Here is a 14,518-nt window from a genome sequence, read left to right as displayed (position 1 = left end):
CTCTCGACCGGTTGCCCCGCGCGCTTGGCGTGTGCTGGGCAGCGGTCCATGTCCTCATTTTTGCTCGGGAGAGTCTCCGGTGGCTGCCGTCTGCGACGTATGTGGCAAGGGGCCCGGCTTCGGCAACAACGTGTCGCACTCGAAGCGGCGCACCCGTCGACGCTTCGACCCCAACATCCAGCGGGTTCGTGCGACCGTCCACGGCACCCCGAAGCGGGTCAATGTCTGCACTTCCTGCCTCAAGGCGGGCAAGGTCACTCGTTGATCCGGGCCCCACTCGCGTGGGGCCGCGCCGAACGCCGTACCACAACCTGAATCGTACGAAGATCGACTGACTGTCGTGGCCGGTCACCCCCTCGGGGGTGGCCGGCCACGTGGCGTGTCCGGGGCCGGGTCTGCGGCCCGGCCTCAGCGGAAGTGGTCGTGGCCGGTCGGGCCGTCGTACTCCTCGCCGTTCACGGTCACGAACAGCTCGCCGGCTTCCTTCTGCCGCCCCTCGTCCTGCGCCGCCAGCACCCGGCCGACGACCCGCCACCGCTCGGGGAGGTCGGCGTCCGGGCCGAACGTCGCGGCCAGCGCGTGGTCCTCGCCGCCGGTGAGGACGAACGCCAGCGGGTCGGCGTTGATCGCCGCCGCCACCGCACGGAGCGGGTCGGCGACCTCCAGGGTCGCGGTGTCCACGTCGATGCGCACCCCGCTCGCCCGGGCCACGTGCCCGAGGTCGGCGAGCAGTCCGTCGCTCACGTCGATCAGTGCGCTCGCCCCCAGCGCGGCCGCCTCCGGGCCCGCGTCGTACGGAGGCTCCGGCCGGCGGTGCGCCTCCACGACCACCCGCGGCGACCGGAAGCCGCGGCCCAGGACGGTGAGCCCCGCCGCGGACCAGCCGAGCCGCCCGCACACGGCGACCACGTCGCCGGGCCGGGCACCGGACCGGGTCAGCGCCGCGCGTCCCTGAAGGGTGCCGAGCGCGGTGATCGAGACGACGATCGGTCCCGACGCCACCACGTCGCCGCCGGCCACCGACGCCCCCGCCGCGGTCGTCTCGTCCCGGAGCCCGTCGGCGAAGTCCAGCGCCCACTGCGCCGGCAGGTCCGGCGGTGCACCGAAGCTCACCAGCAGCGCGGTGGGTACCGCGCCCATGGCCGCGACGTCGGCGAGGTTCTGCGCCGCCGCCTTGCGGCCCACGTCGTACGCCGGCGACCAGTCGCGGCGGAAGTGCCGCCCCTCCACCAGCATGTCGGTGGTGGCGACCACGCGGTTGTCCGGAGCCGAGATCACGGCCGCGTCGTCACCGGGGCCCAGCAGGACGTCCGGGCCGGTCGGGAGGCGCGCGCTCATCGCCGCGATGAGCCCGAACTCCCCCAGCTCCGCCACGGTGCCGCCGGCACCCTCGGCGCCGCCGGCCGGTCGTCGAGAGCCCGCCTGAGTTCCCCTGATCTGCGTCACCTGCGCCGCTCCTGACCTCGCGTCGTTGATGTCAGCCCTCATCGTGCCGTGTCCCATCCCGGCGGGAACCGGCACGGTGCACCCTTGGCGGCGCACCCTTGGCGGCGCACCCTGCCGAGCACCTCCGCCGCGCGCCCTTGTCGACGGGCCGCTCGGGGGTAGCGTCTGAAACATCCCTCAGGTTTGCCGCCGAGCGGCGTCGCGGCGAGGATCGCGGGCCGGCGGCTGGCAGGGTGGGGGCGCGCGGAGCGGCCGCCTCGCGGTACCGTGCTCACTCACTTGACCGACCTTGGAGCATCACCACCGAGACGATCGTGCGAACGACCGCGAGGTGAGGCCCTCCAGCCCGAGAGGACGTATCGATGGTTCAGGCCTACATCCTCATCCAGACCGAGGTCGGCAGGGCGGCCGAGGTCGCCGAGGAGATCTCGCACATCACCGGCGTCACTCTCGCCGAGGACGTCACCGGTCCGTACGACGTGATCGTCCGGGCCGAGGCCCACAACGTCGACGAGCTCGGCCGGCTCGTCGTCGCCCAGGTGCAGGGGATCAACGGCATCACCCGCACCCTCACCTGCCCGGTGGTCCACATCTGATCCGGCCACCGTCCCGGTTGCTCGCGTCGTTCGCCGCACTCACCGCGCTCTGCCTGCTCGCGGCCGGCTGCGGCGAACCGACCGTGCGTGTCGAGCCGCCGCACCCGACCGGTACTGCCGAAGCCGCCTGCCGAAGGCTTTTCACCGCCCTGCCCACGAAGGTGCTGGGCGAGTCGGCGCGCGTGGTGCAGCCGTCCTCCGGCAACGCCGCGGCGTGGGGCGATCCGCCGATCCTGCTGCGCTGCGGCGTGGACCGCCCGGCGAAGCTGCGGGCCGCCTCGGAGTGCCTGGTGATCGACGGCGTCGGGTGGTTCTCCGAACGCGCCACCCGGGGCTACATCTTCACCACCGTCGGCCGGGACGCCTACGTCGAGGTGTCGGTGCCGACGGCGTACCAACCGCCGTCGAACGCACTGGTGGACGTCGCGGAGGCCGTCCGGAAGGCGGTCCCCGCCCGTAAGTCCTGCGTGTGACCCAACAGCGGCCCGCGGCGAATCCCTCAGGTACACCGCAGGGATCCCCCGACGCGGTGGCCGTGCGTCAGGGGACCCCTCGTCCTCAGCTCGCCCGAGGCGCTGCGTACGTCCCGGGCGAAGCCGGGCCCATCGCGAGCCGCCGGGTCGGCGGTGGGGTCAGCGCAGGCCGGTCGGTCTGCGCAGAGCGAGCTGGATCAGATGGTCGCACAGGGCGGCGTAGTCGACCCCGCTGGCGGCCCACATCCGCGGGAACATGGAGTACGGCGTGAACCCCGGCATGGTGTTGATCTCGTTCAGCAGGAGTGTGCCGTCGCCCCGGAGGAAGAAGTCGACCCGGGCCAGGCCCTCGGCGCCCAGCGCCTCGAACGCCCGCACCGCGATGTCCTGCACCTGCCGGGTGGACTTCTCGTCCAGGGGCGCCGGCAGCGCCAGGTCGACGTGCCGCTCGTCGTCGAGGTACTTCGCCTCGAAGTCGTAGAACTCGTACTCCGTGCCGTACCGGATCTCCGCGACAGCGCTGGCCCGCGGCGGGCCGCCGTCGAGGCTCTCGAGCACGCCGCACTCGATCTCCCGGGCACCCTCGACCGCTGCCTCCACGAGCACCTTGGGGTCGTGCGCCGCGGCCTTCTCCACCGCCTCGCCGAGGTCCTGCGGACGGCTCACCTTGGTGATGCCGATGCTTGAGCCGCCGCGGGTGGGCTTGACGAAGACCGGGTAGCCGAGGGAGGCGACCGCCTCCTCGCACGCGGCCTGGTCGGCGGCCCACGCACCCGGCTTCAGCAGCGTGTACGGCACCACCGGGAAGCCCTGTCCGGAGAAGACGAGCTTGGCGAAGTGCTTGTCCATGGCGACCGCGCTGGCGAGCACACCGGCGCCGACGTAGCGGACGTCGGCCATCTCCAGCAGGCCCTGGAGCGTGCCGTCCTCACCGAACGGCCCGTGCAGCAAGGGGAAGACGACGTCGACCTCGCCGAGGGTGCCGGGCACCGTGGCCGGGTCGAGCGACACCAGCTCACCGCCGCGGTCGTTGGCGAGCACCACGGCGGTGCCCTTCTCGTCGACCTCGGGCAACCTGCCCGCCCCGATCGCGAGCCGCTCCGGATCGTCCGTCTCCAGCACCCAGCGGCCGTCGACGGTGATGCCGACGGGGATGACGTCGTAGCGCTCCCGGTCCAGCGCCCGCAACACGCTGCCGGCGGTCGCGCACGACACGGCATGCTCGGAGCTGCGGCCGCCGAAGACGACGGCCACCCGGGGCTTGCGTCCGGCCCGCGCGGACGGGTCTGCACCCGCCTGCGGACCCCGCTCGTACTCGCTCACCGGCCTGACCCTACCGGTCGCCGACATCAGGCGCTGACCGGTCAGCCCGGCCACGTCTCGGGAAGAATCGGCGTATGTCCGACTTCGAGGAGCACGCAACGCCGGAGCAGCCGCCGGCCCCGTCCCAGTCCACGCCGATGGCGCAGTCGCCGGAAGAGTCCCAGTCGCGGTCGCCCGACCGGCCGCCGGAGGCACCCGCACTCGGCCTGGACACGGTGGCGGTCACCGCCGGCCGGCCACCACACGAACCGGACCAGCCGCTGAACCCGCCGGTGGTGCTCGCCTCCACCTACGTCGCCGGCGGAGAACTGGAGTACGGCCGGTACGCCAACCCCACCTGGTCGGCGTTCGAGGAGGTGCTGGGCGCCCTGGAGGGCGGCCGGGCGCTGGCCTTCCCGTCGGGCCTGGCGGCGGTGGCCACGGTGCTCGACCTGGTGCCGGTCGGTGGTGTGGTGGTCGCGCCCCGGCACGCCTACCTCGGCACGGTCGGGCAGCTGGCCGACCTGGTGGAGTCCGGCCGGCTCAGCGCCGCGCCGCTGGTCGACGTCGCCGACACCGAGGGCACGCTGGCGCTGCTGCCCGGCGCCGACCTGGTGATCCTGGAGTCGCCCACCAACCCCGCGCTGGAGGTCGCCGACCTGCCCGCCCTGTGCGCGGGCGCCCGCGAGGCCGGTGCGGCGGTGGTGGTCGACAACACGTTCGCGACGCCGATGCTGCAGCGGCCGCTGGAGTACGGCGCGGACGTCGTGCTGCACTCGGCGACGAAGTACCTCGCCGGCCACAGCGACCTGGTGCTCGGTGCGCTGGTGACCGCCCCGACCGAGCGCGGCAACGAGCTGTACGACCTGCTGGACTCCCGGCGCCGCAAGCTCGGCTCCACACCCGGTGCGTTCGAGACCTGGCTGGCCCTGCGGGGACTGCGCACTCTCCCCCTGCGGGTCGAGCGGGCATGCGCCAACGCCGCCGTGCTGGCACACCGGCTGGCCCAGCACCCGGCAGTGGAACGGGTGCGGTACCCCGGGCTGCGCGACGATCCCGGCCACACCCGTGCGACCGCCCAGATGACCGCGTACGGCGCGATCATCGCGGTGGAGGTACGCGGAGGCGCCGAGGCCGCCGAGGCGCTCACAGCGGCGACCAGGCTGTGGGTGCGCGCGACCAGTCTCGGTGGCGTCGAGTCGACGCTGGAACGCCGGCGCCGGTGGGCGGGTGAGAGCGCCACGATTCCCGACAACCTGGTGCGGCTCAGCGTCGGCGTGGAGGACGTCGAGGACCTGTGGGCCGACCTGTCCGCGGCCCTGACGGCCGTCAGTCCCGACGCCGGTTGAGACGCCGGTTGGGACGCCGGTCCCGACACCGGTTTGAGAATCACCAGCCGTGGCGCTCGGGCTTCGCGCCGCGACTGACCAGGCTGGCGATCAGGTGCGAGGGTGACAGCTCACCGCGGACGACGCGGGTCACGTGCTCGGCGACCGGCATCTCCACCCGGTGCCGGCCGGCGAGCTCCAGCAGCGCCGCGCAGGTGCGTACGCCCTCGGCGACCTGACGGCTGCCCGCGCGGGCCTCGGCGACCGTACGCCCCTCCCCCAGGGCTTCGCCGAGCTGACGGTTGCGCGACAGCGGGGAGCTGCAGGTGGCCACCAGGTCGCCCAGTCCGGCCAGTCCCGCGAAAGTGTGCGGGTTCGCACCCAGGGCCACCCCGAGCCGGGTCACCTCGGCCAGTCCGCGGGTGATGAGCGAGGCCCGGGTGTTGTCGCCGAACCCCCGCCCCGCGGCGACTCCGACCGCGAGCGCGATGACGTTCTTCGCCGCGCCCGCGAGCTCGCACCCCACGACGTCGGTGTTGGTGTACGGCCGGAACGCCGGTGAGTGACACACCTGCTGCAGTCGCGTCGCGACGTCGGCGTCCACGGACGCGACGACGCTCGCCGCCGGCTGCCGTTCGGCCACCTCGCGGGCGAGGTTGGGACCGGTGACGACGGCGACCCGCTCGGGCGGAACCCCGGCAGCCTCGGCGATCACCTCGCTCATCCGCTTGCCGGAGTGGAGTTCGACGCCCTTGGCCAGGCTGACCAGCACCGCGCCGGCGGGAACGAGCGGCGCCCACCGGGTGAGGTGGGAACGCAGCTCCTGCGCGGGTACGGCGAGGAACACGTGGTGCGCTCCGGCCAACACCGCTTCGACGTCCGCGGTCGCGGTCACCGCCGCCGGCAACCGCACCCCCGGCAGGTAGTCCGGGTTCTCCCGCCGGGCCGTCATCGTCTCGACGAGTGTCCGCCGCCGGGCCCACAGGCCGACGGTCGCCCCCGCGTCGGCGAGCACCAGCGCGAAGGCCGTGCCCCAGGAACCTGCGCCGAGAACCGCCGCCCGGGTCATGCGAAGGTCACGTCCTCGAGGTCCGCCGCTTGTAGGGGTTGCCGATGCTGGGCAGGTCCGTCTTGCCCGGATCGAACCGCGCGGCCGGCGGGGACTCGTGCCGCAGGCCCGCCACCATCCGGGTGAGAACATCCATCAGCTCGTTGGTGGCCTTCTTCAACAGCGAGGGCGTGAACGGGACGTCGCGGTAGGCGGACAGGTCGAACGCCGGGCCTGCCTGCATCCGCATCGTCTTGCGGGGCAGCAACCGGGGGATCTTGGCGTACGGGAGCAACACGTCCTGCGCACCCCACTGGGCGATGGGAACGATCTCACATCCAGTACGCAAGGCGATTCGCACCGCACCCGTCTTGCCGATCATCGGCCACAGGTCGGGGTCCCGGGTGATCGTTCCCTCGGGGTAGACGACGACGCACTCGCCGCGATCGACCGCCTGGCAGGCTTCCTTGAGTGCGTCGCCCGCGGTGCGCTTCTCCCGGTGCACGGGGATCTGCCCGGCAGACCGCAGGAACCGGCCCACCACCGGGACGTCGAACAGGCTCGCCTTGGCGAGAAAGCGAACCGCGCGTCCCTGGTCGTGCAGGAAGTGCCCGAGCGCGATCGGGTCGAAGTAGGACAGATGGTTGGTGACCGCGACGAAACCGCCCTCGCGTGGGATGTGTTCGCCACCCCGCCAGTCACGCCTGGTGAAAGCCACCATGGCCGGTCGAATGGTGCCGACCGCGATGTCGTAGGCCCGACCGGTGCGGGGCAGGGGCACGCTGTCCTCCTCGTCGATCCTCACCAACGTGAGGTAGCTGAGCTGCCGTCGGCCGTCGGCTCCCCGGCCGCGCCGCTTGCCAAAGTGTGAAGTACGCGGCAACCGGTGTCGACCGGCGGGTCGGGGTCACTTGCCCGAGGCTGAGAGGATCGGAGCGATGTCAACGCATGAACGTCCCGTGGCGCCGGCCGGTTCCATCGGCTGGAGCCTGGTGGTGCCCGTGAAACCGGCGGCGGTCGGAAAGTCCCGGCTCGCACCGTTCGCTGGTGGGCATCGGACCGAACTCGCCCAGGCGATGGCGATCGACACCATCACCGCAGCCCTCGCGTGCCCACGAGTGGTCGAACTGTTGGCGATCACTCCCGACCGTGAGCTCGCCGAGGTGCTGGCCGGAGTGGGCGCGGTCGTCGTCACCGACGAACCCGCGGCCGGGCTGAACGCCGCACTGCTGCACGGTGCCCGGCTGGCGCGTTCGCGCCGCCCCGGCGCCGCCGTCGCCGCGATGCTTGCCGATCTTCCTGCCCTGCGGCCGAACGAGCTGACGACAGCGCTCGACGCCGCGACGGCCTGGCCGACGTCGTTCGTCCCGGACGCCGCGGGTGTGGGCACGACGCTGTACTGCGCGGCGCCGGGCGTGGAGTTCGCGCCGCGGTTCGGCGGGCCGTCGCGCCGAGCACATCTCGACGCCGGCGCCGTCGAGCTCACCCCGGTGCCGATCACGTCAGTACGCCGCGACGTCGACACCGGCGCGGATCTCCACCAGGCCAGGGATCTGGGCGTCGGGCCGCGGACCCGGACAGCCCTGGCGGCGATGGCGCGGGCCGGCGACCCGGTGGCGGAGACCGGAACCTCCTGACAACCGGACCGGATGCCCTAGGCTGCCGGTCATGCAGGCGACGGTGCGAACCTTCGACCCCGGCTCTCGCGCGGGCACGGTGCTGGCCGACGACGGCGTCGAGTTGCCGTACGACGCGACCGCCCTTCCCGGCGGCCTTCGCCATCTGCGGATCGGGCAACGGGTCCAGGTGGAGTTGACAGCCCCGGACGAGCCCGCGACCCGGGTGCGCTCGCTGCACATCTACACGCTTCCGCACTGATCCGGCGTACTTCCGGCGTACCGATCTCGCGCAGACGCAAGCGAAGGGCCGAGCCCCTGCGGGGATCGGCCCTTCGCTTTGTCCTGCACGGGTCCGGTCGGTGACCGGTGGAACGCCGTCAGCGCTTGGCGGTGCGCTTGGCCGGAGTCCGCTTGGTGGTGGCCTTCTTGGCCGCCGTGCCCGTGGTCTTCTTGGCCGTGGTCTTCTTGGCCGTGGTCTTCTTGGCGGTCGTGGCCTTGGTGCCGGCGCGCCCGGTCGTCGTGGTCTTCTTCGCCGCCGGCCTCTTGGCCGGCGCCTTGGTGCCGGCGACCTTGCTCGCTGCTGTCTTCGTCGCAGGGGCCTTGGTGGCGGCGGTCTTCGTGCCGGCGCGGCCGGTCGTCGTGGTCTTCTTCGCCGCGGCGAGCTTCGGCAGCTTCTTTGCACCGGAGACGACGGCCTTCAGCTCCGCACCAGCGCGGAACTTCGGCACCGACGTCTTCTTGGCGCGCTTACGCTCGCCCGTGCGGGGGTTGCGGACCATCCGGGCCGGACGGTCGATCTTCTCGAACGCGCCGAAGCCGGTGATCGCCACCTTTTCTCCGGACGCCACAGCACGAGTGATCGTGTCGATCACGGACTCGAGCGCGTGCTGCGCATCCTTCTTGTTGTCGTCGAAGCGCGAAGCGAGCACCTCGACCAGCTGGGACTTGTTCACTGTTTCCCTCCGTGAACGGGATTGATACGAGCCTGCGCTCGGTTCATGCGCACGTTAGGAAATGTAGCGCCGTTCCTCAATCACCGTCGCCATCGGTTCCCAACGTCGACGGGGATTCTGCCCCTTGCGCGCGCACCTGAGGCCTGCCCGTACGCACCGTCCGGACGAGTTGACCACGGTCCCGGCAGGCCGCCGCTCCCCTGCTCTGGTTGGGGATGCGGCGTCCTCCCTGGGCCCTCGCCAGGCCCTCCGCCGGCGGGGCGGCCCGGCGGCCGGAGTGCCCGCCGGTGCGAGTACGTCGACCGGGCCGGTACCGAAACTCCCTTGCATGGTTGGGATCTGGCGTACTCGTCATCGGTCCATGTCGCGTCGTCGGCCGGTCGGCGTTCCGACCTGAGCGCCACCTCGACAGCTGCATTCGCCCAGGTCGCCCCCTCGGCCGACAAGATCGTCAGCCGCCCGGTAGGGCCAGGGATCCTCACCGTGCAAGGGCGGCGCCGCCGGTTCGCGGCGGATGCTCCGACGGTCGAGAAAATCTGAAAAAAAGTCAGCGATGACTTCTCTCGCTTCGGCGTGTCGCACCCGGCATGTCGCGCACGACTGCACGAAGAAGCCCGGTGCGGAGCCAGTTTCGCTGGCATCCGCACCGGGCTGGAAGCGTTCCCAGGACGAGCCCGTCCCTGCGGTCAGGGCCGGTTTCACGCCCCGGGGAAGGCGTTCGCCGTCACGTCCTCACCGGCAACGTGGTCGGCTTGTAGCTGGGCCGACGGGCTTCGTAGGCGTCGATCTCGGTGACGTGGGAAAGGGTGAGCCCGATGTCGTCCAAGCCCTCCAGCAACCGCCAGCGGGTGTAGTCGTCGATGTCGAAGGACTCCCGGATCGCCTCCGGGCCCGAGCCCGCGAGCACCAGCCGGTGCTCCAGGTCGACCGACACCTTGGTGTCCGGGTCCTCCTCCAGCAATGCCCACAGGCGTTCGATCACCTTCTGGTCCACCAGGGCGGCCAGCAGGCCGGCCTTGCCCGAGTTGCCACGGAAGATGTCGCCGAAGCGGGAGGAGAGGACGACCTTGAAGCCCGCGTCCTGCAACGCCCAGACGGCGTGCTCACGCGAGGATCCGGTGCCGAAGTCCGGGCCGGCGACCAGGATCGAGGCGCCCTGGTGTTCGGGCCGGTTGAGTACGAAGTCGGGGTCGCCGCGCCACGCGGCGAACAGCCCGTCTCCGAAGCCGGTACGGGTGACCCGCTTGAGGTAGACGGCGGGGATGATCTGGTCGGTGTCGACGTTGGCCCGGCGCAGGGGCAGCGCCTTGCCGCTGTGCAAGGTGAACTTGTCCATGGTGGGTGCTCCCGGTCAGGCGGTGACGGACGGCAGGTCGGCGGGTGCGGCGAGGTGGCCCGCGACCGCGGTCGCGGCGGCCACCAGCGGGGACACGAGGTGCGTACGGCCGCCCTTGCCCTGCCTGCCTTCGAAGTTGCGGTTGGAGGTCGAGGCGCTGCGCTCGCCCGGTGCCAGCTGGTCGGGGTTCATACCCAGACACATCGAGCATCCGGCGCCGCGCCACTCGGCCCCGGCCTCCTTGAAGATCACGTCCAGGCCCTCGTCCTCGGCCTGCAGGCGAACCCGGCCCGAGCCCGGAACGACCAGCATGCGTACACCTTCGGCCACCGAGCGTCCGCGCACCACGGCCGCGGCCGCGCGCAGGTCCTCGATCCGGCCGTTGGTGCACGAGCCCAGGAACACCGTGTCCACGGCGATGTCGCGCATCGGCGTACCGGCCGCGAGGCCCATGTACTCCAGCGCACGCTCGGCCGAACGCCGCGCGTCGGGGTCATCGAAGTCGGTGGGGTTCGGCACGCTCGCGCCGAGCGGGACGCCCTGGCCGGGGTTGGTGCCCCAGGTGACGAAGGGCGTGATGGACCCGGCGTCCAGGGTGACCTCGCGGTCGAAGACCGCGTCGTCGTCGGTGCGCAGCGTCTTCCAGTAGGCCACCGCGGCATCCCAGTCCGCGCCCTTCGGCGCGTGCGGGCGCCCTTCCAGGTAGGCGAAGGTGGTCTCGTCGGGTGCCACCAGCCCGGCCTTGGCGCCCCACTCGATGGACATGTTGCAGACCGTCATCCGGCCTTCCATCGACATCGTGCGGAACGCCTCGCCGCGGTACTCCACGACGTGGCCCTGACCGCCGCCGGTGCCGACCTTCGCGATCAACGCGAGCACGAGGTCCTTGGGCGTGACGCCCTCGGGCAGCTCACCGTCGACGGTGACCGCCATCGTCCTCGGCCGGCTCTGCGGCAGCGTCTGGGTGGCGAGCACGTGCTCGACCTCACTGGTGCCGATCCCGAACGCCAGCGCGCCGAACGCGCCGTGGGTCGAGGTGTGGGAGTCGCCGCACACCACCGTGGTGCCGGGCTGGGTGAGCCCCAGCTGCGGGCCGACGACGTGCACGATGCCCTGGTCGGCGTCCCCGAGCGGGTGCAGCCGGATGCCGAACTCCTCGCAGTTGCGCCGCAGCGTCTCCACCTGCGTACGCGAAACCGGGTCGGCGATCGGCTGGTCGACGTCGACCGTGGGGACGTTGTGGTCCTCGGTGGCGATCGTGAGGTCGGGACGCCGGACCGGCCGGCCCGCGAGCCGCAGTCCGTCGAACGCCTGCGGGCTGGTGACTTCGTGGACCAGGTGGAGGTCGATGTAGAGGAGGTCGGGCTCACCCTCGCCCCGACGTACGACGTGCTCCTCCCACAACTTCTCCGCAAGGGTGGTCCCCATGCTGCTGCCTCCTGGTATGTGATTGCTCTCGTGAAGTGATGTCGCGGACGCTCCGCGGTCCGTCTCCTCGGTCACCGGGCCGGAGCGACGGCCATTTTGGACTCCTGGACTTGCGTCTCGGAATTCGAGACGGCAATATCGAGTCATGGACAACTCTAGCGGAGTCGGCGTACTTGACAAGGCAGCGCTCGTACTCGGGGCCCTGGAAGCCGGTCCCGCGACCCTGGCCGGCCTCGTCCAGGTCACCGGGCTGGCCAGGCCCACAGCGCACCGCCTGGCGGTCGCCCTGGAGCACCACCGGCTGGTCGCCCGGGACATGCAGGGCCGGTTCATCCTCGGCCCACGGCTCGGCGAGCTCGCCGCCGCGGCCGGCGAGGACCGCCTGCTGGCGGCCGCAGGGCCCGTTCTGGCCCGCCTTCGCGACATCACCGGGGAGTCCGCACAACTGTTCCGCCGGCAGGGCGAGGGGCGCGTCTGCGTCGCCGCCGCCGACCGGCCGACGGGGCTGCGCGACAGCATCCCGGTGGGCACCCAGCTGACCATGCAGGCGGGCTCCGCCGCCCAGATCCTGCTCGCCTGGGAGGAACCGGAGCGGATGCACCGCGGCCTGCAGGGTGCGAAGTTCACCGCGGCCACGCTGGCCGCCGTCCGCCGCCGGGGCTGGGCACAGAGCGTGGGTGAACGAGAGACCGGCGTGGCCTCGGTCTCGTCGGGGATCCGTTCGCCCTCGGGCAAGGTGGTCGCGGCCGTGTCGGTCTCCGGCCCGCTGGAACGCCTGTCCCGCCAGCCCGGCCGGATGCACGCCCCGGCGGTGATGGCAGCCGCCGAACGCCTGTCGGAGGCCTTGCGGCGCGCTGCCGAGTGACCGTGCGCGCCCGCGCCCGGAAAGCCGGCCGAAACGGCGAAAGGCCCTCTTCCCCAGCTGGGGAAGAGGGCCTACGCGGGTTGTAGCCCCGACCGGATTCGAACCGGCGCTACCGCCTTGAGAGGGCGGCGTGCTAGGCCGCTACACAACGGGGCCTTGAAGAAGCGAGCTGAACTCTAGCAAGTGCCTTACCAGCTCACTCGCTGGGGTACTAGGACTCGAACCTAGACTAACTGGACCAGAACCAGTCGGGCTGCCAATTACCCCATACCCCATGGGACGACCCTCCCCCCGAGCCGGTGAAAGCGCCGGGGTGGTGAGCCGCGAAGCACAATACCGGAGACCGGTCGCGGACCCCAAAGCGACCGGGTCACCCACGCTTCGACCCGGCCTGTCCCTCCTCGAAACCCTTTGGCACGTAGGTCGCGAGAGCGAAGTTCCGCTTGAGGAGTTCCTCGCGTACGCGGTTGCCGGTACGCCGGTCGATCACCGACCGCCAGATCTCGTTGCGGCGGAAGTGCCGGCCGCCGAGGGTCAGGAACTGCTCGTCCTTCGCGTACACCGAGTACGAGTGCGGCAGCTCCCGGTCGGCGCGCAGCTCGCCCTCGAGGTAGCGGTCGCCGACCCCGGCCAGCACCTGGAACGTCGCGTCGGTGTCGTTGCGCACCTGCAGGTCGACGTAGTTGTAGAAGACCGCGCAGCCGGTGCCCCAGGGGATCACCCTGCCGTTGTCGGGGAACGGGTCCCAGCCGTGCGCGGAGCGTTCGACGACGGTCAGCGGACTGTGCAGGAACATCCAGTGCAGGAGGTTCGCCAGCTGGCAGATCCCGCCGCCGAGGCCGGCCCGCGCCTTGCCGTTGGACAACAGCATCCCGTCGACGTACCCGCGCCGCCTGGTCGCCTTGCCGACCGTACGGCAGAACGACAGCGTCTCCCCCGGCCCGACCAGCAGTCCCGACACCCGCGGCGCCGCCAACCTGAGGTTGGCGACCTTGTTGTGCTGCAGCCACATCTCGCTCTCACCCAGCTGGCGCAGCAACAGGGAGTTGTGCCGCTTCACCCGGACCGGCAGCGGCTCGGCGGCGCGTCCGTGCGCCCAGCGCGTTCCGGAGGTCATCCAGCGCACCCGCCTGCGGGCACGGTGGGCAGCGACGGCGACCGGATAGAGCGCGGGCGCGACCTGCGCGACCCTGCGCCGGCGCCCGGTCAACGCCACCGGAAGCTCCCAGCCGTCGGCGACCAGGGAGCGCAGCAACTCCTCCTCGGCCGGTGACAGCGGGCCGACCTGCCCGGGCCCGGCGGCCCGCTCGGAACCGGACTTCGGTTGCCCCGGCCCGTCGGTGAGTTCGGGCCTGCCGGGCTGAACCCGCTCAGGTGCGTACGCCATCAGTGATTTCCCCCGTCGAGCACGCCTGGTCGTCGCGTGTGCGCGAAGATCATGCACCCGCGCCGGGGTCACCTACCACCATGCGCAGGCAAATCCTGGTGACCAGGGGCTTCTGGGTCACGCCCCCGACTCCTGGCCGTCTCCTTCGTCCGGGGTGGCGGACTCCACGCGGGCCAGCGCCCACTGCGCCCAGTCGTGGAACGCGGCGTACTGCCGCACGCCGAACTCCGCGGCGAACCGGCCGAACCGCTGGGGCTCGCCCGCCTGCTCCGACGCCTCCAGGTCGGCCACCACGGCCTGGAGCTCGGCCAGGTCCCGTGCGGACCGGTCGACGTACCCGCGCAGGAGCAGGGCCGCGTCGGCGGGCTCGAGCGTGGACAGCAGGAACGTCCGCAGGACGGCTTCGTTGCGGACGCGCCGGGGTCCGCCGCCCGACGTGAGCAGCCACTCGCGCAGCGCCTCCCGGCCGGCGTCGGTGATCGCGTACGTACGCCGGCCACGGGCGCCCTCCTCGACCACGGTGACCAGGCCGTCGGCCGCCAGCTTGGCGAGCTCGGGATAGATCTGGCTGTGGTTGGCGTGCCAGGCGTACTTCTGCAGCGACTGCTCGAACCGCTGGGTCAGTGCGTATCCGCTGGCCGGCCGTTCGGAGAGCAGCCCGAGCAGGGCGTATCTCAGCGACATCTGGCGATCTCCTCGGGCTTTCCCGGCTGCCGCCGGTGGTCTCGTCCACGTCG

The 14,518-nt window shown here is 71.8% G+C and carries 16 protein-coding genes and 2 tRNA genes; 7 read left to right on the top strand and 11 right to left on the bottom strand.

Annotated features, from left to right (window positions below; genetic code table 11):
• The first annotated feature begins 79 nt into the window (after positions 1-79).
• Positions 80-265, top strand: coding sequence for a 50S ribosomal protein L28 (gene rpmB / locus ABZV93_RS14360; RefSeq protein ID WP_092656217.1), 186 nt, complete (start codon positions 80-82; stop codon positions 263-265).
• A gap of 143 nt (positions 266-408) precedes the next feature.
• Here rpmB and ABZV93_RS14355 read toward each other — a convergent pair whose 3' ends face one another.
• The gene (locus ABZV93_RS14355; protein WP_354935654.1) at positions 409-1,437 is read right to left on the bottom strand and encodes a thiamine-phosphate kinase; all 1,029 of its coding nucleotides are present in this window, start codon (positions 1,435-1,437) and stop codon (positions 409-411) included.
• A gap of 371 nt (positions 1,438-1,808) precedes the next feature.
• On the opposite strand from ABZV93_RS14355, the gene ABZV93_RS14350 reads away from it, so the two are divergent.
• Together ABZV93_RS14350 and ABZV93_RS14345 are read left to right on the top strand one after the other, a co-directional pair.
• Entirely contained in the window at positions 1,809-2,042 is a 234-nt protein-coding gene (locus ABZV93_RS14350) for an Lrp/AsnC ligand binding domain-containing protein (RefSeq protein WP_092656218.1), read from the top strand.
• 17 nt (positions 2,043-2,059) lie between these two features.
• A complete protein-coding gene (locus ABZV93_RS14345; RefSeq protein WP_354934986.1) occupies positions 2,060-2,515 on the top strand; it encodes a DUF3515 domain-containing protein in 456 nt (151 codons plus the stop codon).
• A gap of 159 nt (positions 2,516-2,674) precedes the next feature.
• Here the strand turns inward: ABZV93_RS14345 and ABZV93_RS14340 are convergent, their stop codons facing one another.
• Positions 2,675-3,769: a D-alanine--D-alanine ligase family protein gene (locus ABZV93_RS14340; RefSeq protein WP_354935651.1), complete on the bottom strand. Its 1,095-nt coding sequence runs from the start codon at positions 3,767-3,769 to the stop codon at positions 2,675-2,677.
• Positions 3,770-3,912: 143 nt separating this feature from the next.
• Here ABZV93_RS14340 and ABZV93_RS14335 point away from each other — a divergent pair, with 143 nt between their 5' ends.
• Positions 3,913-5,166 carry a PLP-dependent transferase gene (locus ABZV93_RS14335; protein WP_354934983.1) on the top strand — a complete coding sequence of 418 codons (1,254 nt, stop codon included), beginning with the start codon at positions 3,913-3,915 and terminating at the stop codon, positions 5,164-5,166.
• A gap of 40 nt (positions 5,167-5,206) precedes the next feature.
• Here the strand turns inward: ABZV93_RS14335 and ABZV93_RS14330 are convergent, their stop codons facing one another.
• Together ABZV93_RS14330 and ABZV93_RS14325 are read right to left on the bottom strand one after the other, a co-directional pair.
• The gene (locus ABZV93_RS14330) at positions 5,207-6,214 is read right to left on the bottom strand and encodes an NAD(P)H-dependent glycerol-3-phosphate dehydrogenase (RefSeq protein WP_354934980.1); all 1,008 of its coding nucleotides are present in this window, start codon (positions 6,212-6,214) and stop codon (positions 5,207-5,209) included.
• A gap of 7 nt (positions 6,215-6,221) precedes the next feature.
• Positions 6,222-6,998, bottom strand: coding sequence for a lysophospholipid acyltransferase family protein (locus ABZV93_RS14325; RefSeq protein WP_354934977.1), 777 nt, complete (start codon positions 6,996-6,998; stop codon positions 6,222-6,224).
• A 133-nt stretch (positions 6,999-7,131) separates the two neighbouring features.
• On the opposite strand from ABZV93_RS14325, the gene cofC reads away from it, so the two are divergent.
• Together cofC and ABZV93_RS14315 are read left to right on the top strand one after the other, a co-directional pair.
• Positions 7,132-7,830, top strand: coding sequence for a 2-phospho-L-lactate guanylyltransferase (gene cofC / locus ABZV93_RS14320; protein ID WP_354934974.1), 699 nt, complete (start codon positions 7,132-7,134; stop codon positions 7,828-7,830).
• 31 nt (positions 7,831-7,861) lie between these two features.
• Positions 7,862-8,071: a hypothetical protein gene (locus ABZV93_RS14315; protein ID WP_092656223.1), complete on the top strand. Its 210-nt coding sequence runs from the start codon at positions 7,862-7,864 to the stop codon at positions 8,069-8,071.
• A gap of 118 nt (positions 8,072-8,189) precedes the next feature.
• On the opposite strand, the gene ABZV93_RS14310 is transcribed toward ABZV93_RS14315, so the two are convergent.
• The 3 genes from ABZV93_RS14310 to leuC all read right to left on the bottom strand — a co-directional run bounded on the left by ABZV93_RS14310 (position 8,190) and on the right by leuC (position 11,529).
• A complete protein-coding gene (locus ABZV93_RS14310) occupies positions 8,190-8,765 on the bottom strand; it encodes an HU family DNA-binding protein (RefSeq protein ID WP_354934971.1) in 576 nt (191 codons plus the stop codon).
• Positions 8,766-9,489: 724 nt separating this feature from the next.
• On the bottom strand, positions 9,490-10,101 hold the full coding sequence (gene leuD, locus ABZV93_RS14305; protein ID WP_354934968.1) for a 3-isopropylmalate dehydratase small subunit: 612 nt from the start codon (positions 10,099-10,101) through the stop codon (positions 9,490-9,492).
• A gap of 15 nt (positions 10,102-10,116) precedes the next feature.
• Positions 10,117-11,529 (bottom strand): 3-isopropylmalate dehydratase large subunit, encoded by a 1,413-nt coding sequence (gene leuC, locus ABZV93_RS14300; protein ID WP_354934965.1) that lies wholly within the window; start codon positions 11,527-11,529, stop codon positions 10,117-10,119.
• 145 nt (positions 11,530-11,674) lie between these two features.
• On the opposite strand from leuC, the gene ABZV93_RS14295 reads away from it, so the two are divergent.
• Complete coding sequence (locus ABZV93_RS14295; protein ID WP_092656227.1) at positions 11,675-12,394, top strand: IclR family transcriptional regulator; 720 nt, start codon at positions 11,675-11,677, stop codon at positions 12,392-12,394.
• A gap of 83 nt (positions 12,395-12,477) precedes the next feature.
• Here ABZV93_RS14295 and ABZV93_RS14290 read toward each other — a convergent pair.
• From ABZV93_RS14290 to ABZV93_RS14275, 4 genes are all read right to left on the bottom strand, one after another.
• Positions 12,478-12,550 (bottom strand) — tRNA-Glu (locus ABZV93_RS14290).
• A 47-nt stretch (positions 12,551-12,597) separates the two neighbouring features.
• Positions 12,598-12,669 (bottom strand) — tRNA-Gln (locus ABZV93_RS14285).
• A 95-nt stretch (positions 12,670-12,764) separates the two neighbouring features.
• A complete protein-coding gene (locus ABZV93_RS14280; RefSeq protein WP_354934962.1) occupies positions 12,765-13,781 on the bottom strand; it encodes a VanW family protein in 1,017 nt (338 codons plus the stop codon).
• A 117-nt stretch (positions 13,782-13,898) separates the two neighbouring features.
• On the bottom strand, positions 13,899-14,465 hold the full coding sequence (locus tag ABZV93_RS14275) for a PadR family transcriptional regulator (RefSeq protein ID WP_354934959.1): 567 nt from the start codon (positions 14,463-14,465) through the stop codon (positions 13,899-13,901).
• Between the last annotated feature and the right edge of the window lie 53 nt (positions 14,466-14,518).

It is taken from the genome of Actinopolymorpha sp. NPDC004070 (assembly GCF_040610475.1).
In the GTDB taxonomy this organism is placed as follows: domain Bacteria; phylum Actinomycetota; class Actinomycetes; order Propionibacteriales; family Actinopolymorphaceae; genus Actinopolymorpha.
The sequence above is the reverse complement of the archived record's forward strand: the minus strand, read 5'-3'. Positions and strand labels throughout refer to the sequence as shown.